Origin of the sequence: Klebsiella sp. BIGb0138, from assembly GCF_004342285.1 — a bacterium.
Lineage (GTDB): Bacteria > Pseudomonadota > Gammaproteobacteria > Enterobacterales > Enterobacteriaceae > Klebsiella.
This window is the reverse complement of record NZ_SMCV01000011.1, coordinates 121,325-143,065: the sequence shown is the minus strand read 5'-3', so window position 1 is coordinate 143,065 and position 21,741 is coordinate 121,325. Positions and strand designations below refer to the sequence as shown.

Here is a 21,741-nt window from a genome sequence, read left to right as displayed (position 1 = left end):
CCATTGTTTTCTCCTTAGCGATCGGATGTAGAAGGGGTGAAACGTCGGGTCGTGGCTAAAAACGCTTCCAGCGACATATCCACCAGTGCCAGCGGAGGTTCATTGCCTGCCGCCCGCCAGACATCTACTGAATCCATTGGCTGGAGTTCACTGACCGCCGCGACCGTGGCCATCTGCCTGGAAACCAGTTCAGGGCTGCCGATCCGCCTTAATGCTTCGATCTCCGCCATGGTCATCCTGGCAATCTTCTGCACCTGGGTGCGGAAAGCGTCAATACTGTCTTCAACAAGGAAATTACAGTCGCCCATGATGTATTTATGTTTCCCACCGGTAGTGCGGAACACCAGGGCTCGATCTGAGGCGTCAAATTCGTCACGCCCCATTTCCTGCTCAATGACTTCCGGGCCGGTTAGCCCAATACGGCTGAACTGGCTCATGACGATGACATCGGTGGCGGCGGCAACGAAGCCCATGCCGCCGAAACATCCCAGCTTACTGCCCACCAGTGCTACGACCGGAATTTTGTGGCGAAGATCCTGAAGCAAGTCCATCACCTCGGCGTGGGCCAGCAAACCCGCGTTCGCCTCATGCAACCGCACGCCGCCGGTTTCAAAAGAGATCAGCACCAGGGGGCATTTTTCAGCTTGCGGTGGCGCATCGTTGAGACTTAACCGCTGGTACAGCTCAAGCGCCAGCTTCAACGCTCCGGCCATTTTGGCACCGCCCACTTCGCCAATCGAACCACCGATAAAGCGGCCTTCCTGGGAGATAACGATGGTCGGGCGGCGACCCAGCAGTCCAATTCCGGTTACGATCCCGTCATCAAATTCGACAGCTTCGCCCAGCACCGGAAGATGCGGACTGGTACATCTGTCAGCCGGCCCGGCTAACTCGGTAAAGGTTCCCTCATCGACTAAACCGTAAGCCCGGGTGCGGGCGTTAGCCTCGAGATAGCTTTTCGCAGCGGAGGATTCATTCGCGGGCTCCAGTTCAGCCAGCGCCTGCTGTAAACGCAGGGCAACGACGGCGGGCGGTGCGTTATTGTCATTAATGCTGATGAGCACATCGCCCAGTTGGCTCTCGTCGATAAAACGTGTCATGACCCGGCGCCAGATATCATCGAATCCGGTGATGGGGGTATTGATGCAGATGTTCGCTTTGCCATTCAGGTTCTGGCTCTCAATCAGTACCTCCAGATCGCCAGAACCCACGACGCCAAAATGCACCATTGGCCGGGATAACGGGCGCGGAGTCGCCGCACTACACCAAATATTCAGTTGGTTTAACGCCATTTCTTCTTCTCCTGAATTACCAGTTACGGAACCGTGATGGTGGGTTGTACAAGCCACCTGACCAGTCCATCAATTCCTTGATATTTTTGGCTGCCAGCAGCGAACGGTTCGCGCGTCGACGGTCGATACCCAGATCTTCCGGGGTTTTAACCAGCCCAAGTTCGCGCAACCGTGCCGTTTCGGCCGGATCTGCCTGCAGACCGAGTTCTGTGTAACCAGCAACGGCGCGAATTGCCGCCATCCGCTGCTCCTGACCGACACAGCGATGCAGATAGGCAATACCTTCTTCGCTGAGGATATGTGTGACATCATCGGCGTAAACCATCACCGGCGGTAACGGCAGGTTGGCATTTTCTGCCAGCTGCCAGGCATCGAGGCGATCGACAAACGCCGGCGCTCTTTTTTCACGGAAGGTTTCCTGGATCTGTACGACCAGGCGCTTGCCACGCGGCATATCACCCAGCAACTCCTGCTGAGTAGCAGAGAACTCCTCACCGCACTTCAGCCAGGCCTCTGTGGTGTGACGGCGTCCTTTGGCATCGCATCCCATATTAGGCGCGCCGCCAAACCCAGCGACCCTGTCAGCCGTCGCGGTGCTGCTGTTGCCGTATTTGTCGATTTGCAGCGTGCCGCCGATGAACATGTCGAGGGCGTAGTGTCCAGCCGTCTGGGCAAAGGCCCGGTTAGAACGCAGCGAGCCATCGGGGCCGATGGTGAAAATGTCCGGGCGCTGGCTCACGTAATTTTCCATTCCCAGTTCGCCGCCGAAGCAATGGATTGCCTCAAGCCAACCGCTTTCTATCGCCGGGATCAGCGTCGGATGAGGGTTCAGCACCATGTGGGTACAGACTTTTCCCTTCAGACCCAACTCCTCGCCATAGGTGGGGAGTAAAAGCTCAATGGCGGCGGTGAAAAAACCAATGCCGTGATTGATGCGTTTGACGCCATATTCGGCATAGATCCCCTTCAGCGCCATCATTGCCATCAGGACATGTGTGTCTGTAATTAATGCCGGGTCGCGCGTAAACAGTGGCTCGATATAAAAAGGACGCGGCGACTCAATCACCACATCGACCCAGTCGCCGGGAATATCCACGCGCGGGACTTTATCGACGATCTTATTCGCCTGAGCGATGACGATGCCCTGGCGGAATTTCGTCGCTTCAACGATGGCGGGGGTATCTTCCGTATTAAAACCGGTGTACAGGTTGCCTTCGCGGTCAGCTTCATACGCCGTGACCAGCGAGACGCGCGGGTACAAATCAATAAAGTAGCGGGCAAACAGCTCCAGATACGTATGAATAGCGCCGAGCTTGATTTTGCCTTCCCGGATGGCGGTGGCGAGGTGCTCTGATTGCGGTCCCGCGTAAGCAAAGTCGAGTTTTTCGGCGATCCCTCGTTCAAAGAGTTCCAGATGTGCGGCCAGAGGAACGGCTGATTGCACCATATGCAGATGATTTATTTTTTCTTTATCAACCTTGCATAAGGATTCGGCCAGAAAATCGGCCTGTTTCTGGTTGTTCCCTTCAATGTTAATTCTGTCGCCTGCACGGATAACGCCTTCCAGTAATGTAACGGTGTCCGCTGCAGCAATTTCTTTGCCTTGTCTGAATAGCGACTGTATCTGCGCCATACGCTGCCGGGTGTCTTCCTGTAATTTATTCCATTTTTTTACTTCAGACATACCAATATCTCCAGTTTATAAATAGTCTCATTGGTGAATCAGGTCATTGGATATTGATAAAAACATTACGGTAAAATAGTGACCACAGAGAATGTGGTCATGAATATCCCGGCGGCGACGGCGGAGACAATAATTCCGCTGATCGTTGTGCCTATGGCAACCGGTAAAATAACGCTATAGGGGTTTTCCGCTGTGACTTCATACTGCGCAATTTTGGCACAGGTCGGCATACAAGAGACGCCGGAAATACCGACCACCGGGTTATAGCTGTAATTTTTCCGCCGTGACAGGAAATAAATAAACCAGCCGCCGGCTAATGCGCCAATACCCGAAATAACCAATGCGCCGATGCCCAACACCAGAATAATGCCAACCTTCGGATCCAGCAGTGTCTGCGCGCTGCACAATGTTCCCAGCAGAAGGCTCAGGAAGAAGGTAGAACTGTAGGTAATAGTGCTTTCCAGCAGTTTATGATAAGGAAGAATGTCAGCTTCTTTAATCGCCATCCCCACGAAAAACGACAACAGTAATGGTGCTGCGGCAGGCAACAACAAGCACAGCAGGGTACACATGGAGACGATAAAAATAAATTTCGCTTTTTTAGACACCTGCGGGTATTCCATTTCCGTGTCAACGCCGCGGAATTTTTTCGGCACCATCAGGCGTACCAGATAAGGGAAACCTGCGTAGGCCAGCGTCAGGTACAAATAGGCGATAATCGCAATCGGAACAAACAGATTCGGCGACATAATCAGTGCCGAGAACATCACTAACGGACCATCTGCACCGCCGATAGTGGCAATAGCGGCGGCTTCATTAAGCGGCAGACCAAAGAACTGATAGCCGATAACCAACATGACAAACGTACCGAGTTCGGCAAACAGTGCGACGATAATGCTGGCCCAGGGTCTGGCAAGCAGAAAACTGACATCACTCATGGTGCCGATACCAAGATAGATTAAACAGCCGATCAGACCATTACTGAACGTCAGGGCGTAAATCGGTTGCAGGAAGTTCACCTGCATCAACGACATTAATTCGTTGGTTTCACTCACCATGGGATCCAGCATGATGGTGCCGATGGTGCCATTATTCAGAAACAATACGCCGGCGTTAATGGCGATCATTCCCAGGCCCATAGGTACCATGATTAACGGATCCAGTTTCCGTTTAAAGCCGAGGTAGGCGAGGGCGAAGCCACAGACAATGAGCAGGAAACGGACCAGGGCGATCAGCGGATCTTCAGTAAAAAAAGTCCCGATACCCGAGAAGAGGCGTAATAATATCTCCATGATTAATTCCTTATTTTATTATTAGTCGTCATCACGAATATTTAATTTATTCATGGCTTTATTTAATCCAACGACGATCCCCATAACGGCAAATGAAATGGCGATAGTGATGCAATAACAAATAAACGCATATTGATAGATGCTCATATTCTCTCCTGGGTAACGTCGTTGGGAAAATGTGAATGGCATAGCAGATACACTGCGATGCTCAGGGCTAAGAGATCCGCTGAACCGCCTGGGCTAATTCTGTGCTGACAGCACCATTCGTTAAGCTGGTGAACACGCGCCTCACCTCCCGGAGCACTAATCCCGCCGCGATGAACAATTTCTGACGCGTGGAGTTTCAGTTCAGCCAGTTGTTGCGGCCCTGTCCGCCACAACACGTTCGTGTCTTCACACTGCGTCATCAGCATCAGGAGACAATCGACTAATGCATGACGTAAAGGCAGCCTCTTGTTGAATGCAGCGATTAACGCCGGGTAGCCAATTTGAGCGATCGTGGGGAAGCCCTGTTCAGCCTCGCCTCGGATCCCGGTGACGCCGTATTTCGTAAACAATAATTCGCCTGCAGTTCGAGGCGCTCGGGTCTTTAAGGCGGCAAAATCAGATTTGCACAACCCTTTGCAGAGTTGTTGGACGCAATGCATAAGTGAAATGCAATCAACAGGCTGATTTTGTCCATGTAAATAACCTGCAGCGCTGGCCAGTACCGAGCCGGAAAATAGGATCCCACGCTGTGTGTTGACCCCCTGAGTCACCGTCAGCAGGCGATGTTCATAATCAATGCCAATAGGCCTGATCTTTTTTAGCAGTAACGGCAGAGGGTTGCGATGAGTGAATCCGGCCCCTGCGCACAGAGTAAAACAGGGGGCAATAGCTGAAGAACTGAGCAGGAAAGTCTGCAGGTTCATATCGCGGTGTGCGCCAGTTGAGATCGGGGTGATCAGTCCAGGTTTAGGGGAGCAGCACACTTCCAGCAGAATAGCTTGCAGCAATACTTCACCAATAATAGCAGTCTGGAAATGGCGATAATTAACGGTTCTGTCTTCTAATGGTTCTGTCATCAGACGGTGATGGGGGGATTTTATCTGGGTAATGGTCGCTAGTGTATGCATTATTTTCTTCCATCAAGAATGTGAAATATGATTTTTTAATAATGTAAAAACACCATAAATGGGATTCATCAATAATAAGTAAAGAAAGAAAATATTGTATGGAATGCTTTGTGGTGACTAAAATTAGTATAAATCTATAAGTGATACTGTCAATTACATACTAGGTTATATGGTTACGTAAAATGTAATGAATGAAAAGGTGAAAGTTGAGACACGGACTGGAATGATCGTCATTCTATGAGGATGAAATGATTTGTGTGGAAAAACAAACTAATTCTTATTTTTGTTTAAGCTGAGAGAGTACATTCGACATTCAGCTATTAATGGTAATAGATTATGCTCGCTATTACGCGGGAAAATCAAAGCGATATGCTGTTGCATCTGAAAACGATTTTCCAGTGGTAAAAACTTGACTTTATCAGAGAATAAACCTTTCATTCTCCCGGGAAGAAGACCACATCCCATATTTGAACTGATTAGACTCATTAGCGAGAAGATATCCTGGACCTGTACAATTACATCGGGTTTGAACCCGGCAATTTTAAATGCTTCCTGAAAACCATTATATGTGGCAAAGCCCTCGGTGAGACTGATAAATTTTTGATTATGATACTGAGTTAAATCTACAGGAATATGGTGTGGTGCAGGAACATTCACTGGAGTAGCAAGAAATATCTCATCATCAAAAATTGGTAATGTTTCGAATCTCGTCGTATCGTAGTGTTCCGGAATGGAGATTAAAATAGCATCTACCATTTGAGTGTTTAGTAATCCTAATAATTTTTGGTTTGAAGCCATCAATAATTCGACATCAAGATGTGGTCTTCGTTGTTTCAATCCCAGGATTAATTTAGGTATCGTTTCAAGGGATAATGAATACAGCATGCCAAGTTTTAATTTACTGGCCTTTTCATGGGATGCTGCTTGTGTAAGGTGAATACAGCGTTGGAACTGTTCTAATAAAAGGGTGGATTGTTCCTCAAGTACGTTAGCGCTGTCGAGAGGAAACAGCGATCTGCCCTGATGAATGAAAAGTGCACAACGAAGATCTTCCTCCAGTGCGTGGAGGGTCCGGTGAACGCTGACTTTGCTGATATTGAGTGCTTCAGCGGTTTGTGCAATATTTCTGTTTTGCATGTATGAAAGAAAAATCTCTAATTTTCTTAAGGTGATTCCCTTAAACATAATTGATTTCCTTCTTATGATTTATCCGTCTACTACGTAGAGCTTACGCCCATGTATATCATATCACGTTGGAATTTAGACTGGATATGTGATTCTGTGAGCTGTTGTACGTTAGTTATTTATAACTAAATGAACTTTCATTATGTACTGGATAGAATAGTTCAGCATATTTGAAGGAGATGACTTGATTTATAATTTCACTGCTGATAATGCCAACAAATTTGATTTGCCGAGTATAGCAAAAAAGTAAACTACAAATACAGACTTGACAGAGCTTGCCTATAACATTTTATGTTACTTCATTACCTTACAGGTAATAAATATCCTGCATCCCTCAACATAGCCGCGCCTAATACGGCCACATCTGCCGTTTACTGACGGGTGGCATGTTGCGTAAGAGCAACACATCTCAAGCCTGATGCAGCGCGGTCAGGTAAAGGAAACAGCCCTGATGCCTTGCCCCGGAAGGGGGCCAAAAATGGAACACTATTCCGCGCAGCTATTTAGCGCTGATATTCTCTTGTGAAGTGATAACTTCATAGTCTGTGCGGATGGTCAATGATTAAACACGCACCAGGGGTCGATTGTCTTTTCTGGAAAAGGTCGCTGCCGAGTTCAAAATTAACACAATGATATTAAAATCCTGGCTGACCATTGAATTTACCCCGCTGTGACCAAATATCAGTTACCCGGCAACCAGATGGTCGAAAAGGAATCAGCATGTTAGAAAAATACTTTGATTTTGATGATGATAGCGGTGAAGACGCGGTCGAGAGACACAAGCGTCTTCTTGCCGTACAGGCAGCATTAGAAATTTCGAAAGCCGCTGTCTCTTCATCAACCGCGAATTCCGGTATTCGTAGTCAGATGGATTTGCGTAACGTCGCCCAGGAGGTCTCCTCTTTAGCTGATGCTATTCAGGATGCCCTTGAAGGTCGCGAAGAGGACTAGCTTAGGCCAGCCTGCGCTTTTTATATCAGCCGGAGCCTCGCATACGCGGGGCTTTTTTATGGGAGAAACGGCTGGAGCATCGCCGCCGGCGGGGACGACGCGAATATTTCGCTGGCGCCGCGCGTGAGCGGTGGAAAATAACCGGTCATGACGACCTAAAAACCGTTCGCGCTAAGTCAGCATTTCTTATCATGATTATTGATTTGGGCGGTGGGTGAAATATGGTACAGCTATAACTTCGCATGTCACGAGGGAAGCGCAGTGAACACAGGCTCTTTAGCAAAAATAGCGTTGGAGTTACCCGAGGTCTGGCAATCGCTGATCCTCGGCAAGGTCGGGGGCGCCAACATTAAACTCATAAAGATGGGCGGTCCGGGTATCCCGGATGAGTCTCATGCCGACTTTGATGAACTGCTGGTGGTGATTGAAGGGGAGATGGCGCTCATTGTTGATGGCCAGGCGGTCATACTCAAAGCGGGGGATTTTTATCTTATCCCCAAAGGCGCAAGCCATCGCGTTCCCCCGGGAAGTCACGGGACATTATTGTTAATCGACAGGGCGTAACATCCCGTCATCATCTGCTTTGTTGCCATGGCGCGGCGAATTTTTCTATATTTGAATTGTTTCTTGTTGGTTTACGCTAAGTTTACCCTGGGATTTGGGATAAGCCTCTTTCTGCGGTATAACCTTCGGGTGTTTATCAAGGAGGTTATTAATGAAAATGGTCAAAGCTCTATTTGTTTCCTCATTTATTCTCGTCTCATTTTCTTCTGTAGCAGCGGAAGATTTACACAATAAACTTGTCATTGAGGCTATTCCTGCTTCTGAAGGTACCGTTGTTATTGCCGGAGAGCCTAAATATGAAAAAACATTTAACCTGGTGGTGACCAGTAAAACCAATGACCCTATCGAACTGACGGGGTTTGTGGGGTGTTATCGGGCTTTCGACGAGAAAGGTAAAGAGTTCGACGAGCGCACGGTCCAGCTGGATCTTTTGGGGACCCTGAAAGACGGTGCCGCCAAAACAGGTCATGTCTCTTTTATCAGCGATGATGACGCGGTTTACAATGCGAAATTTGTAAAATGGTCCACGCAGTGCCCTCATCTGGCTAAACGCGCAAAATAGCGCCGGCAGTTGTCTCTCTTGCCGTGACGTATGCACGTCAGGCGGAGCCGTTAATGGCCGACCGTTTAGCTCGCGTTGAATGCCAGGCCATTAGCATCATTATTGTGATGAATCCCACTCTGCGTAGGGGCGAAACAGCGGGCCAAAGGACGCATGCTGGTTGAGATGCGGCTTTATATATATTTACTCGCGAGTCACGGTGGCTGACCAAAGGCTCACCTGGAGGCACCAGGCATCACAATCATCAAAATAACTAGCAGTGGCAGGCCCGCTTCGGCGGGCCTTTTCTGTGTCGGCAGGATGCGGATTAACAATCCCTCAAATCTGAGAGCGATAAGCGGAGCGCGCCCGAGAGGGACGCCAGCTCCGTACATTTTTCCATGACGGTGGCCAGGATATTACCAGCGCTGCACCAGGGTTTCGCCGATGGCGGCAATCTGCTTGTTTCTCTCGTCCATAGAGGCTTTGGTTTCGGTTAAATAAATCACCACGATACGCGAGGCTTTACCGTCCGGGCCAAGTGCGGCCACGATCCCCCGTGAGCCACGGTTGCCGGCGCCGGTTTTGTCGGCGATAAACCAGCCTGCGGGTAGCGCCGAGCGCAGCAGCGGTCCCGCCACTTTGTCGTCCACCATCCAGCGCTGCAGCTGCCGCTGCGAAGCGGCCGAAAGGACGTTGCCGGTCAACAGCTGACGCAGCGTCTGCGCCATGGCTTCTGGCGTGGTGGTGTCGCGCGCGTCGCCCGGCAGCGCTTCATTGAGGGCCGTTTCCCAACGATCGAGACGTGACGTCCGATCGCCGCTGCGACGGAGAAAAGCGGTTAATCCCTGCGGGCCGCCGAGGGTGGCCAGCAGCAGGTTGGCCGCCGTGTTATCACTCAGGGTAATGGCGGCGGCGCACAGCTCCGCCACGGTCAGCCCATCGCTGAGGTGCTTTTCCGTCACCGGCGAGTACTCAACCAGATCCTGCTGGCGGTAATCAATACGCCGATCGAGCTTTTCTTCTCCGGTGTCAACGCGCGACAAAACGGCGCCGCATAGCAGCACCTTAAAGGTACTCATCATCGGGAAACGTTCGGCTGAGCGGTAGCCGGTCAGCAGCCGGCCGGAGGATAGATCCAGCTCGGCGTAGCCGACCCGGGCCTGGAGCTGGCTTTCAGCCTCTTTAACCTTGCTTACCGTCGCTTCATGCGCCCAGCCGGGCAAAGACAGGGCGGCGAATAACGGGAGCAGAGCGAAACGATTATGACGCATTCAGGGTTCTTCCTTGGATTTGCTTCTGGACAAGCGGACTATGCGGACTCTGGCGAGACGGTTCAATGGAAAATAATCATAAATAAGCGCTATGAAGATTCACAATTCCTCTTTTTTCCTTCATCATCTGCCAGCTTTTACCAGCAATAATCGATGCTTAGCTCAGTATAAGAAAGAGTTTTTTTATTTAAGGCCGTGATGAACTATAAGAATGTACAGAGGGCTGCGTTAATGCGGCCCGCTGTCGGCGACCAAACATTAATCATTGACCGCTCCGGGAGGAACATGGTGGACCCGCTAATTAAGGTCATGCTGGTGGGGGGAAAGGCGGACGGCCTGCTGGTCAGCGTCGCCGATACCGCGACGGAGCTCTCCGTCACCGCTGCGCAGTATGGCGCGAAATCCGGGCCGCCGCTGAGCTATCGGATTGTGTCGCAAACGATCGATGATGAGCGCTACTTTTTTGGCGTCTTCAATGAGTCACATGAGGACTCTGACAAGCTCAAACGAGTCGCCCTGACCCGGGGCATGAAGAAGTCTCTGTGCTGAACCACCGGCGCCGGACGATTCGCCGGCGTCCGGCCTGTCCGCCGCTGCGGCCCCGCGCGGTTTTATTCTCTTCGGGAGCGCCATGATTCGCCATATCCGCATACAAAATTTCAGATCGGTCAGGGATATCGAGCTGGAACTGGGCGCGCTCAATATCGTTTTTGGGCCGAACGGCTGCGGTAAATCCAATATCTATAAAGCCATCCAGCTGTTAACGGCCTGCGCTGACGGCAGGTTCTCCAGTTATATCAGTGATGAAGGCGGCCTCGAGAATATCATGTGGTCGGGGAAAAGCGCGCCCACCGCCCGCTATCCGCGGCGGTTGCAGATAGCCTGTCTCACGGATCAATTCGATTATGAGCTGCAGGTCGGCTTCCCGGAAAAGCTGCCTTATCCCACCCAGTTTATGCTCGATCCGCTAGTTAAAGAGGAGTCTATCTGGCTGGCGGGGTTCTCCCGGCGCCCGTCAGCACGGGTGTTGCAGCGCAAGAATCAGGCCGCATTTCTGCTTGATGTCAACGGCGAGAAAAATACCTTCACCGACACCATTTATGAAAATGAGTCCATTTTCGGTCAACTGGGTGAGCCGCACCGCTTCCCGGAAGTCTCGCGGGTCAGAGAAACTCTGCGCCAGTGGCGCTTCTATCACGAATTTAGTATCGGCAGGCACTCGGCGCTGCGGCATCCGACGGTCGGCTACCGTTCGCCGGTGCTCGATAGCGATGGGCACAATCTCGCCGCCGCCTTTCAGACGATTGTCGAAATTGGCGCCGAAGAGTTACTTCATGAGATCCTTGGCGTCGCCTTCCCGCAGTGCACGTTTTTCTGTGAAAACGAAAACTCGCGTTTCGCAATGAAGATGCGGCGAAACGGGATATACCGACCGCTGCTGGCGGCGGAAATGTCCGATGGCACGTTACGGTTCCTGTGCCTGGCGGTCGCACTATTAAGCCCGCGTCCGCCGGCGTTTCTGGCGATTAACGAGCCGGAAAACAGCCTGCATCGGCAGATGTTTCCGGCGCTGGCCCGGCTGATTGTTGCAGCCTCCCGCGATAGCCAAATCTGGTTAACCAGCCACTCGTCGGAACTCGTGGCGCTTATCGCCTCGCTGGCGGAGAGCCGGATCTATGAGCTGGAAAACAGCGACGGAGAAACGCGAATCAAAGCCGCCGAGGGCAGTTAAAGTCATCGGCCCGTGATGTTCAACGAGCCGATGCTGGCCATTCAGGCGGCGGGGTTCACCCCGGCGGCGGGCAGCAGCGTTTTGCTGCCTTTCAGGGTGAACAGCGAGATGAGCGTAAATCCCAGCGTAATGGACCCCAGTATCAGGTAGGCCTGATGGAAGCCGACGGTGTCGTACATCCGGCCCACCCATGCCGACAGCACCACGCCGGAGAGCTGTTTCGAGAGGTTAAAACCTATCAGGAACAGCGTGGCGGATAATTTGGGGTTAAATGCCGACGAAATATATTTAAAGGTACCCACCAGCAGGAACGGCACTTCAAACATATGCAGCATTTTTAACATCACCACTTCGAACGCCGAGGTGGCAAAAGAGGAGCCGAGAATCCGCAGCGACATAATCATCCCGGCGGTCAACAAGGCATTTTTCGCGCCAATACGGTTAACGATGGCCGGGGCGCAGAACATAATCAGCGCATTCAGCAATTCGCCGCCGGTGGTGACAAAGCCAAAGACTTCGGTGCCGCGCTGCGGATCGGCAAAAAAACCTTTAAAAAAGTTAGCAAACTGCTGGTCGAAAACGTCATACACGCTGGCGACGCCGACCACGTAGATAATAAATCCCCAGAAGCGCGGCATCCGCAGCAGCTCCGCGGCGACGCGCAGCGAAAATGCCTGCCGGTTGGCGCCTAAGGCGTCCATCACCTGGGCGCTGTTGCTGCTTTCCGGACGGGAGAACCACAGCAGCACGCCGAGCACCAGCGCAAAACCGGAGGCGATCCAGAAGGTGATATTGGGGTCAATACCGAACAAAATGCCGGTGATGGACGCGCAGAGCGCCCAGCCGATGCATCCCGCCACGCGAACCTTGCCGTATTCAAAGCGGTTGGCGCGACTGACGCGTTCAATATAGGCCTCGACCGCGCCGGAACCGCTGGAAAATACGATTCCGAGATAGAGCCCGCCCACCAGCGCCCCGACGAAAATATTCAGCTGCAACAGCGGCGAGAAGACAAATATAAAGAACGGGGCGAAGAGCATTAATAAGACGGTAATGACCCACAGCAGATGTTTGCGCAGACCTAGCTTATCGGAAAGCAGGCCGAATATCGGCTGGCAGATAATAGCGAACAGTGAGATAGCAGAAAAAACAATCCCGGTTTCCGTTTTGCTTAAATGGTTAACGTCCGCCAGCCAGACCGGGAAAAAGGGGAAATAGGCTGACATAATGAAGTAGTAGAAGAAAAAGAACAGCAGGAAATAGACAAAATTATGCCGTTCGCGTGGCGCAAGTTCAGAGAATTTCATAGAGATGTTCCATTGTTATTATACTCGCCATTATTCCCGCCGCTTTGCAGCGGGCGACCTGTCGCTTCCCTGCGTGACGCCATCCGTGTGGCGGGACGGTACCCGTTGCCGCCGCGATGTATCCCGGATAAGCGCTAAGCGGGGAACGCCGTTTGGGATGGGGGACATCCGCCCCCCGATTATTTATTGCAGATGAAGGGATATCTGATACTGCCATTGCGTATCGAGCAGCAGCCATTGCGGCAATACGCTTGGCGTCCAGGAATCATCGCCGCCGACGCCCATATGCTGGCTATCAAGGGTTATCCAGACGCCGTTTTCTGGTTTCATCCGGTGCCAGTGATCGGTCTCCATCAGCTGGGCGGTACCGTAGGGTTGTACCGAGAAGTGGAAATGGCCGGTTACATGCCAGCGGCCCCAGTCCAGCGCGGTGTTATCGCAACGCAGGCCGTTTTCGGTGGGGAAAATGTACGGCGTACTCATCTCGGCCAGCGGCAGCTGCCAGCGGGCGAAACAGGCGCTGCTCCTGCGATCGGGATAGTTTTCATGCGGACCCAAACCAAGCCAGGCAACGTCGGCATGCTGATCGGGAACCTGGAAATGGAGGCCCACTCGCGGCAGCGGCGGCAGGGTGCTCGCCCGCTCGCCGTTTACCGCCAGATGCAGACGGCCTGCGCTATCAAAGGTCATCCGCCAGCGGCTGACGATCATCACCTCGTCGCCGCGCAGGTAGTGCCAGTGGCTGTCGACGATCGTCTCATGGGCCAGGCGTTGCGCCACGCAGTGAACGCAGCGCGCTTCGAGCGTATAGAGCCCGGCGCTCTTCCAGCGCTCAACCCAGGCGTTGGGATCGATACGTTCGACTTCGCTGACCCCGATATCGTTATCCAGCGGGGCGCGGATGAACTGGTCGCGCAGCGGGGTCAGCAGCTGTTCCACGCCGTCCACCCGCCACTGGCTTAATAAACCGCTGCGCCGATCGATCGTCCACTCCTGCGGCCCCAGGCTGATACTGTAGGTTCGTTCGTCGCTGGTCAACGCTGGCGCCGGGCCGGGGGCGCTGTACGCCGGTAAGGCCAGGGGGGCGGAGAGGGCGAACTGTTCCCAGGCCACGCGGTGCCCGGCGTCTGACCACGCCGTGGCCTGCGGCTGGATAACCTCCAGCGTCAGCCAGACCTCGTTCGCGCCGGCAGGTAACGCCAGGCGATCGCAAAGCGTCAGTTCAGCGTGGCCTTGCGCCGCGAGGTTCAGCGCGACGCTCCCGCTGGCACAAGTTTCGCCGCCGGATTGCACCTGCCAGTTCAGCACTTCGTTGTCAGTGGCGCGGAACAGGTATTCGCTGCTGATGTGGATGCACAGCGGAGATTGCTCCAGCAGGGAGAACTGAAAATATTGCTGGGCATGTTTGGCTTCGAATAGCGAAGGGTGCGGGCGGCGATCCGGGAACACCAGCCCGTTCATGCAGAACTGGCGATCGTTAGGTTTATCGCCGAAATCTCCGCCGTAGGCCCAGCCCGTGCTGCCGTCAGCAAACGTCTTTTCGAGGGCCTGATCGGCCCAGTCCCAGATAAAGCCGCCCTGTAGTCGGGGATATTCACGGAATGCCTGCCAGTAATCGGCAAAGTTGCCGAGGCTGTTGCCCATGGCGTGCGCATATTCACAGAGGATCAGCGGACGCTGTTCACCGGGCATGCCGATCCATTTTTTAATTCCCCATTTCGGCACGGCAGGAATGCGTTGATCGCGCTCGACGCGAGCGTACATCGGGCAGATGATATCGGTGGCGGTTGTATCGGCGCCGCCGCCTTCGTACTGGACCGGGCGCGAAGGATCCTGACGCTTCAGCCAGTGATACAGGGCTTCATGGTTGGCGCCGCCGCCGGACTCATTGCCCAGCGACCAGATAATTATCGACGGATGATTGCGGTTGGTTTGCACCATCCGCGTCACGCGGGCGCTGAACGCCGGGAGCCATGCCGGATCGTCGGAGAGGCGGTTCATCGGCACCATACCGTGGGTTTCGATGTTGGCTTCATCGACCACGTACAGGCCATAGCGGTTGCAGAGCTCATACCAGCGCGACGCGTTCGGATAGTGCGAGCAGCGCACGGCGTTGAAGTTATTCTGCTTCATCAGCAGAATGTCCTGCAGCATATCCTCTTCGGTCACCACCTGACCGCGCTGATGATGGTGCTCGTGGCGGTTCACTCCGCGGATCAGCAGCGGCTTACCGTTGAGCAGCAGCAGACCGTTGCCGATCTCGACCCGGCGGAAGCCAATATCCCAGGCTTCAGCTTCCAGCAGCGTATCCCCGCGCCACAACGCGACCACCGCCCGGTAGCAGTGCGGCGTTTCCGCGCTCCACTGCGCGGGCCGCTCCACCGGCAGGGTGATGCTGGCGCGTTCGGCGTAGTTGCCGCGCTCATCGATCGCCGGCGAGCCTGGGCGCTGACGCTGGCGGGCTATCTCCCGCTCGCCGTCCCACAGGCTGACTTCGGCCGTCAGCTCAGCCAGGCCGTCGGCGGGGGCGGCAAGGGTCAGGTTGACCTGGAGCTCACCATCGCGATACAGCGTGTCCAGCTGCGGGGTGAGCTGGACATCGCTCAGGTGTTGCGCCGGTTTATTCAGCAGCCACACCGAGCGGAAAATACCGCTCATGCGCCACATATCCTGGTCCTCAAGCCAGCTGCCCGCGCTCCAGCGCATGACCATCACGCACAGGCGGTTGTCGCCAGCCCGCAGGTGCGGAGTGAGATCGAATGCGGCGGGCAGACGGCTATCCTGGGAGTAACCCACCCACACGCCGTTGCACCATAGGTGGAAGGCGGAATTGACGCCGTCGAAAATAATCCGCGTCTGGCCTTCGGTGAGCCAGCAGCGATCGACGGAAAAGTTCAGCGAGTAGCAGCCGGTCGGGTTCTCTTCCGGCACCCGCGGCGGCGTGGTTTCGATCGGATAACGGACGTTGGTGTAAATCGGGGCGTCGTAGCCCTCCATCTGCCAGTTCGAGGGAACGGGCGTGCCGCGGCTGTCGGCAAGATCGTGGTCGAGCCAGCGGGCGTCTACCGCGAACGGACTGTGGGCATACGAGAACTGCCATTGCCCGTCCAGCGTGCGGCGCCGGTCGGAGGCGCGGTTATCCCGGGCATCGGCCAGCTTGCGCCAGCTGGCAAACGTCGGGTGCGCAGCCAGGCGATTGACGTGGGTAATGCTCTGATTTTGCCAGTCTTCGCGGGCCAGGACGTCGTGAAACGTTAACGCGCGGGCTGAGGATGAGTGAGATTGTTGCATTCGCATACCTGACGGATAAGTGAGAGAAATGTCATTCGCTAGACAAGAATGATTTCGTTATCAGATATTTTTATCCGTCCCGCAATATCGGTGAAAATGAAACCGACCCACGATCACGAAACGCCGCAATCCGAGCAGATTTTTGTCGTGAATTAGACATAAAATGTTAGCGAACGACATTTAACGGCCAGGGCTCAGTTTTAGCCGACAGGAGATAAGCATGCAGCGCCATTCGGCAACATTAGATGATGTGGCCCGTGAGGCCGGGGTTTCTCAGCAGACGGTTTCCCGGGTGCTTAATCGTCCTGAGGTGGTGTCGGCGCGAACCCGTGAGAAAGTGATTCGCGCCATGCAGGCGCTGCATTATGTCCCCAACCGCTCGGCGCAGCTGCTGGCGGGCAAAGCGGCGCCCTCGATAGGGCTGATTACCGCCTCGTTGACGCTGCATGCGCCTTCGCAAATCGCCGCGGCGGTGAAAAGTCATGCCGCTCGCCATCAGCTGGAAGTGTCTATCGCGATGCCGGAGCGTACCGACTACGCCGCCTTGCAGGCGCGGCTGGATGAGTTTCGCGCTCAGCATATTCGTGGCGCGATTGTTGGCCTGCCGCTGGAGAGCGACATCGCGGAACGCCTGGTCAGGGAAAACCCCGATATCGCCTGTCTGTTTCTTGATGTTTCGCCGGAGACGGATGTCTCCTGCGTCCGGTTCGACCATCGCGACGGCTGCGGGGCCTGCGTGCGGCATCTTTGGCAGCTGGGACACCGGGAGTTTGGCCTGCTGGCCGGCCCGGAAAGCTCCGTTTCCGCCCGCATGCGGCTGGGTAGCTGGCGAGAGGCGCTGCACAGCCTGGGGGTCAGTAATGGGGTGACGGTTTTTGGCGACTGGAGCGCCGCCAGCGGCTGGCGTAAAACCTTCGAGCTGCTGCATCTCCAGCCGCGGATCAGCGCCATCGTAGTGGCTAACGACCAGATGGCCTTAGGGGTACTCAGCGCCCTGGCGCAGCTCAACCGCAGCGGCAGCCGCGCGATCTCGGTGACCGGCTACGACGATACGGCGGATAGCCTCTACTTCCAGCCCCCGTTGACCACCGTTGCGCAAAACTTCGATCTGCTGGGCAAAAGGGCGGTGGAACGGCTGGCTCAGCAGATGGCGGCGCCGCAGGTACGTATCCGCGAACTGTTGCCCACCGAACTGATCGTCCGTCAGTCAACCTGGCCGCATGAGGGCGAAGACACCCGTGGCCCCTTGATTGCCGAGCTAAAAGCGCTGGTCGATAAGCTGTAAGCCGGTTTCGGTTTAGCTTTCATTGAAGAAGAGTGTGCTAGCGTAGGAAAAGACGTAGAGGAGGCTGGAAGCCGTCTTTATGTACAATGCAAAACACAATCTATCCATGCAAGCATTTGTTCACCGCCAGCTATCTGGCGGTTTTTTTTTGCCTGCGGTGCGCAAAAAAATCGAAAATTTATTTAATTCTTTAGTATGGGGGAATTTTAACCCTTATTAAGAATAAACGATCTGTTTTCAGCGCTTATGGTGTCGCCGTCCTCGGGGTTATCGTTTATTAACCAGCATAATATGCTGGAAGACCTTCAGGGGAGGGAGTCCTGTTCCGGCTATGCTGAAAGCGACAATGCGGGAGTCAAAGGTAACGTGATAATGCGGCTGGAAGGTAGAGAGAGTCTGGATAAAGTGAACTGGCAAGCTGTGGCAGATCTCATCGCCGCCGCGGGCCTCAATCAACGTGAGATTGGCCTGGTTGAGCGAGCTTTTCGTCATAGCGCCTTCTGTTGGTTTGGCTATGAAAAAGATCGGCTGATTGCGGTCGCCCGGGCCATCAGCGATCTTACCTGGTGCAGCTACCTTGCCGATGTTGCAGTGCTCCCACATCAGCAGGGTAAGGGCTATGGCCAGCAGCTGATGCAGGCGGTACAGAATGAACTGCTGCCGTTTGGCAAAATTTTTATCTATGCGGTTGCGGATAAAATGGATTTTTACCGCCGGTTTGGTTTTGAAACGTTGGCGACCGGAATGGTTTACGCCAGCGATGAAAGCTTATTACGCATGCGAGAGCAGGGGTATATCCGTTAATCTGGCGCGAGAAAACGCCATCCCTTCGTGCCGGAGCTCAGCGCCGCCAGAACTCTCTTTTGTCAGGAGAGGCGCGCATCCCTCTTTAGCCGCCATATGAAGCGCCGGCGACTGTCAGAGGCACTACGCAGGAACAACGCCTTGCATTGCCAAACGTCGTCCACTGGCCATAATTACAGTCTATTTATAGTAGCGGCTATGGCCAAAAAGTGTGATCTTGATCAACATGGGCGGCGCCATCTTTATGAAATATGAACATGCGAAATGAATATTAATATATTGGTGGTGTTTTTATGGCAATTAAGGATTTTTTTATCCGGACAGATCCGGCAAGGAGACGTTACGGCGTTGCATTATTTGTAGGGGCCATTGCCGGAATTATGTCGGCATTTGTGAAGTGGGGGGCTGAAGTACCTTTACCGCCGCGCACATTTTCAGGCGGCAGGGATGAGTTCAATCCGCCATATCTTTTTCTACGCGACTATCTTGGGATCGATCCAACCCATACCGTATATACTTTTTCAGAGCACGTCATTAATCCGGTGATGGTCACTCATATCATATTCTCACTGGTGTTTGCGATTGGCTATTGCGTCGTCGCGGAGGTTTTTCCGAAAGTAAAATTATGGCAGGGAGTATGGGCGGGGATCGTGGCGACAATTGCCGTCCACTGGATTTCATTTCCTTTGCTGGGTCTCACGCCCTCATTATTTCATATTCCGGCCGATGAATATATTTCTGAGCTGGTCGGGCATATATTCTGGTTCTGGGCAATTGAGATGATCCGTCGCGACCTCAGAAACCGGCTGACGCGGCAACCTGATGCCGAAATCCCTCTTAGTTCTCCGTTCAGATAACGTCGGGAGTGAATAAACCGCCGATCGGCGGTTTATTCATGCATCAGACGGCAGCGAACGATAGCCTAAATCGGCCAAAGACCTTTCTCGAGGGGATACCAGCGGTTGCTGGACGCTCACTTCTTTTTGCGGGAAATGACGAAATGGTCCTCATTTCGGGTTAATTTTGAGCCGTTCGTGCAGTATTCAATCGCAAAGTTGAAAAACTCGTCGGAGTCGAGTTCGAAAGCCAGCTCGACTTTATTGGCTTCGCCGGAGTCAAGAAGCTGTTTAGCTTGCGCTAAGTTGTTAGCTTTTATTGTACCCATCACGATATCTCCTGACAGAATGATGTGGTTGTGAGTGACCGAACACAGAATATCTACCGACATATGTCAACAGCATGACAAACTAAAAAAAGGGCGGATTAACGCGGTTTCGTCATTGCGCGGGCAAACCGCGGGCATGGTCAAAGCGGTATTTGATGATTTCCAGGCGCAGCTGGCCGCCACCTCAGCGATAAGGCGTGACGGCCGGGGTGTGGACGCTTGTCAGCATATGCATTCAGCTGACGGCCAGGCGCAGGCCTAAAGACTCCGGATAAGGGTTAAGATAGTTTTGCGTTTGCAGGTAGCGATCCGGGTGTTCAGCCAGATAGTGTTTCAGCAGCGTGAGGGGGGCGAGTATCGGCAGCAGGCCGGCGCGATAATGCAGAATAACGTCGCGAAGCTCGCCGCGCTGACGGGGGGTCAGCTGGTGGCGGAAGTAGCCCTGAATGTGCATCAGCACGTTGGTATGATTTTTCCGCGAGGCGGGTTGCTTCAGAATGGCCATCAGTTTTTCGCGGTAAGCCACGAAGAAAGCCTCAAGGTCTTGCCATTTGTGCAGCGAAGCCACGAACGGGCCGATTTCCCGATAGCCCGCCTGGTGGTGCGCCAGCAGTTGCAGTTTGTACTGGCTGTGGAAATTCAGCAGCGCGCGGCGGGTGAGACCTTGCGCCCGCACGGTGTTCAAGGCGTGCAGGGCGAAGACGCGCTCGATAAAGCTTTCCCGCAGCAGCGGATCGTGCAGACGACCATCCTCTTCAACGGGCAGCCAGGGATATTTTTCCAGCAACGCCCGCGTAAAGAGGCCACTTCCTTCTTTGCGCCCGCGGTTACCGTTTTCATCGTACAGCCGCACCCGCTCCATACCGCAGCTCGGTGATTTGGCGCAGACGATAAAACCTGACAGATTGCTCAACCCGGGGAGAGACGACGCGGTGAATTCGGTCATTTTTTCCGTTATATCGTCGTGCGGCATCTGACTAAAGCGCAGCCGTGTATGGCCATCGGTGGTCTGAACCAGGCGCAGGGCCGGGCGGGGAACGGGCAGGCCGATGGCCATCTCCGGGCAGACGGGCTTAAAGGTCACCCACTGCGCCAGCGCATCCATGACGAAGCCCATGCGTTTATGCCCGCCGTCAAAGCGCACTGCCGAACCGGTTAAACATCCACTGATCCCGATCGTTGGTTGAGTCTTCATGATGCGAGCCTCTTTGCTGTTAAGAAGAATGCGACCTGCCGCCGCCAGGCGCAGATCGAGGTGGTATCTTCGTCTAATTAAAACTTACACAAGTATTGAAGTTTGTCCATGTATGGGCGAGTATGTTTTTTATTAGTGCTGTGATTCAGCAGGTTACGTTTTTTGTTCTGTACAGACTATTTTGTGTTTTTTGCAAGGGGATGAAAAAGCGGCCGCCAAAACATTAGCGGCTGGCGGCCCGGTGGGGACATTGACGGGGTTATAAAGTGATGACCTCGAGGGAAACAACCTGCTGCTGCCAACGTGCGATCTGCTTTTTGCGCGCGACGGTGAGTTTGCCGCTGCTGACCAGCAGCCAGTTGCGATCCGGGAAGATTTCCGGCGCCAGGGTGGCGGGCGGCATCGCAAGGACGTCGATACGATGCCCCTGACCGGTGCGCTTGAGCGCTTCAAGCCAGATTTCACAAGGGTCGCTGAGGTGCCAGCCCGTAAGCAGAGAGTTATCGCCCGGCGCTTTTTTATCGCCTTCAAGGCAAAATGCGGTATAGGCGATGATAACGCCGTCGAGAATTTCACGCAGGGTCATCATTGCCGGAATATTTGCCGACACCTGGCTGCGCAGCGGGCGCAACACCTCCGTAACCAGTTCAGCACGAGGATATTCGCGGCCGGAGTCGTAAATCAGCTGGCGCAGGGCGGTGATTTTTCCCTCTTTCAGCCGCTGGAGCATGTTCTCCTGCAGGGTGAACCAGTTGTCGTTGCGACGCGCGCCGGGGCGAGCCAGCAGGGTCTTAACCTGGCTGATGGCGACCCCTTTTTTCACCCAGTCGAGAATTTTGAGCGCCTGTTGCACATCGTCGTCACTGTACAGGCGGTGCCCGCCATCGGTACGCTTCGGTTGGAGCAGGCCGTAACGCCGCTGCCAGGCGCGAAGCGTGGTCGCGTTTATCCCGCACAGCCGGGAAAATTCACCGATGGAGTAAGACATGGGGTACACCTGATGACAAAAGAGATACCCAATATACTACGAATAATTGTGGGTTGAATGAAGTGCTGGATCGCTG

At 53.8% G+C, this 21,741-nt stretch carries 20 protein-coding genes; 8 read left to right on the top strand and 12 right to left on the bottom strand.

Features of this window, described 5'->3' with window-relative positions:
* Window positions 1-14: 14 nt before the first annotated feature.
* The 6 genes from EDF73_RS21840 to EDF73_RS21820 form a co-directional block, all read right to left on the bottom strand.
* Window positions 15-1,292 carry a biotin-independent malonate decarboxylase subunit beta gene (locus EDF73_RS21840; protein ID WP_132731137.1) on the bottom strand — a complete coding sequence of 426 codons (1,278 nt, stop codon included), beginning with the start codon at window positions 1,290-1,292 and terminating at the stop codon, window positions 15-17.
* 16 nt (window positions 1,293-1,308) lie between these two features.
* Window positions 1,309-2,976: a malonate decarboxylase subunit alpha gene (mdcA, locus tag EDF73_RS21835; protein WP_132731136.1), complete on the bottom strand. Its 1,668-nt coding sequence runs from the start codon at window positions 2,974-2,976 to the stop codon at window positions 1,309-1,311.
* Window positions 2,977-3,041: 65 nt separating this feature from the next.
* Complete coding sequence (madB, locus tag EDF73_RS21830) at window positions 3,042-4,268, bottom strand: Na+-transporting malonate decarboxylase, carboxybiotin decarboxylase subunit (protein ID WP_132731135.1); 1,227 nt, start codon at window positions 4,266-4,268, stop codon at window positions 3,042-3,044.
* A 21-nt stretch (window positions 4,269-4,289) separates the two neighbouring features.
* On the bottom strand, window positions 4,290-4,415 hold the full coding sequence (locus EDF73_RS27965; RefSeq protein ID WP_258441289.1) for a hypothetical protein: 126 nt from the start codon (window positions 4,413-4,415) through the stop codon (window positions 4,290-4,292).
* Complete coding sequence (locus EDF73_RS21825; RefSeq protein WP_243655247.1) at window positions 4,412-5,383, bottom strand: triphosphoribosyl-dephospho-CoA synthase; 972 nt, start codon at window positions 5,381-5,383, stop codon at window positions 4,412-4,414. The genes EDF73_RS27965 and EDF73_RS21825 overlap by 4 nt, the downstream gene beginning before the upstream one ends.
* Before the next feature lie 270 nt (window positions 5,384-5,653).
* Window positions 5,654-6,571, bottom strand: coding sequence for a LysR family transcriptional regulator (locus EDF73_RS21820; RefSeq protein WP_132731134.1), 918 nt, complete (start codon window positions 6,569-6,571; stop codon window positions 5,654-5,656).
* A gap of 717 nt (window positions 6,572-7,288) precedes the next feature.
* Here EDF73_RS21820 and EDF73_RS21815 point away from each other — a divergent pair.
* The 3 genes from EDF73_RS21815 (at window position 7,289) to EDF73_RS21805 (ending at window position 8,645) form a co-directional block, all read left to right on the top strand.
* Window positions 7,289-7,519, top strand: coding sequence for a hypothetical protein (locus EDF73_RS21815; RefSeq protein WP_132731133.1), 231 nt, complete (start codon window positions 7,289-7,291; stop codon window positions 7,517-7,519).
* Window positions 7,520-7,780: 261 nt separating this feature from the next.
* Window positions 7,781-8,083 carry a cupin domain-containing protein gene (locus EDF73_RS21810; protein WP_243655246.1) on the top strand — a complete coding sequence of 101 codons (303 nt, stop codon included), beginning with the start codon at window positions 7,781-7,783 and terminating at the stop codon, window positions 8,081-8,083.
* Window positions 8,084-8,234: 151 nt separating this feature from the next.
* The gene (locus EDF73_RS21805) at window positions 8,235-8,645 is read left to right on the top strand and encodes a DUF4354 family protein (RefSeq protein WP_132731132.1); all 411 of its coding nucleotides are present in this window, start codon (window positions 8,235-8,237) and stop codon (window positions 8,643-8,645) included.
* Window positions 8,646-9,043: 398 nt separating this feature from the next.
* Here the strand turns inward: EDF73_RS21805 and bla are convergent, their stop codons facing one another.
* Window positions 9,044-9,898, bottom strand: a complete 855-nt coding sequence (gene bla / locus EDF73_RS21800; protein WP_132731131.1) for a PLA/ORN/TER family class A beta-lactamase — start codon at window positions 9,896-9,898, stop codon at window positions 9,044-9,046.
* 288 nt (window positions 9,899-10,186) lie between these two features.
* Between bla and EDF73_RS21795 the strand changes: the two genes are divergently transcribed.
* Window positions 10,187-10,447, top strand: a complete 261-nt coding sequence (locus tag EDF73_RS21795; RefSeq protein WP_165905772.1) for a hypothetical protein — start codon at window positions 10,187-10,189, stop codon at window positions 10,445-10,447.
* A gap of 82 nt (window positions 10,448-10,529) precedes the next feature.
* Window positions 10,530-11,630 (top strand): AAA family ATPase, encoded by a 1,101-nt coding sequence (locus EDF73_RS21790; protein WP_132731129.1) that lies wholly within the window; start codon window positions 10,530-10,532, stop codon window positions 11,628-11,630.
* A gap of 41 nt (window positions 11,631-11,671) precedes the next feature.
* On the opposite strand, the gene EDF73_RS21785 is transcribed toward EDF73_RS21790, so the two are convergent.
* Window positions 11,672-12,937 (bottom strand): MFS transporter, encoded by a 1,266-nt coding sequence (locus tag EDF73_RS21785; RefSeq protein ID WP_132731128.1) that lies wholly within the window; start codon window positions 12,935-12,937, stop codon window positions 11,672-11,674.
* Between the two features lie 183 nt (window positions 12,938-13,120).
* Window positions 13,121-16,228, bottom strand: coding sequence for a beta-galactosidase (locus EDF73_RS21780; protein ID WP_132731127.1), 3,108 nt, complete (start codon window positions 16,226-16,228; stop codon window positions 13,121-13,123).
* A 220-nt stretch (window positions 16,229-16,448) separates the two neighbouring features.
* Here EDF73_RS21780 and EDF73_RS21775 point away from each other — a divergent pair, with 220 nt between their 5' ends.
* The 3 genes from EDF73_RS21775 (at window position 16,449) to EDF73_RS21765 (ending at window position 19,174) form a co-directional block, all read left to right on the top strand.
* Window positions 16,449-17,513: a LacI family DNA-binding transcriptional regulator gene (locus tag EDF73_RS21775; RefSeq protein WP_132731126.1), complete on the top strand. Its 1,065-nt coding sequence runs from the start codon at window positions 16,449-16,451 to the stop codon at window positions 17,511-17,513.
* A gap of 369 nt (window positions 17,514-17,882) precedes the next feature.
* On the top strand, window positions 17,883-18,317 hold the full coding sequence (locus EDF73_RS21770) for a GNAT family N-acetyltransferase (RefSeq protein ID WP_132731192.1): 435 nt from the start codon (window positions 17,883-17,885) through the stop codon (window positions 18,315-18,317).
* Window positions 18,318-18,610: 293 nt separating this feature from the next.
* Complete coding sequence (locus tag EDF73_RS21765; RefSeq protein WP_132731125.1) at window positions 18,611-19,174, top strand: DUF1440 domain-containing protein; 564 nt, start codon at window positions 18,611-18,613, stop codon at window positions 19,172-19,174.
* Window positions 19,175-19,290: 116 nt separating this feature from the next.
* Here EDF73_RS21765 and EDF73_RS21760 read toward each other — a convergent pair whose 3' ends face one another.
* The 3 genes from EDF73_RS21760 to EDF73_RS21750 all read right to left on the bottom strand — a co-directional run bounded on the left by EDF73_RS21760 (window position 19,291) and on the right by EDF73_RS21750 (window position 21,665).
* Window positions 19,291-19,482: a hypothetical protein gene (locus tag EDF73_RS21760; protein ID WP_132731191.1), complete on the bottom strand. Its 192-nt coding sequence runs from the start codon at window positions 19,480-19,482 to the stop codon at window positions 19,291-19,293.
* A gap of 235 nt (window positions 19,483-19,717) precedes the next feature.
* Window positions 19,718-20,677: a DUF523 and DUF1722 domain-containing protein gene (locus EDF73_RS21755; RefSeq protein WP_132731124.1), complete on the bottom strand. Its 960-nt coding sequence runs from the start codon at window positions 20,675-20,677 to the stop codon at window positions 19,718-19,720.
* Between the two features lie 259 nt (window positions 20,678-20,936).
* Complete coding sequence (locus EDF73_RS21750; RefSeq protein ID WP_132731123.1) at window positions 20,937-21,665, bottom strand: MerR family transcriptional regulator; 729 nt, start codon at window positions 21,663-21,665, stop codon at window positions 20,937-20,939.
* Window positions 21,666-21,741 lie beyond the last annotated feature (76 nt).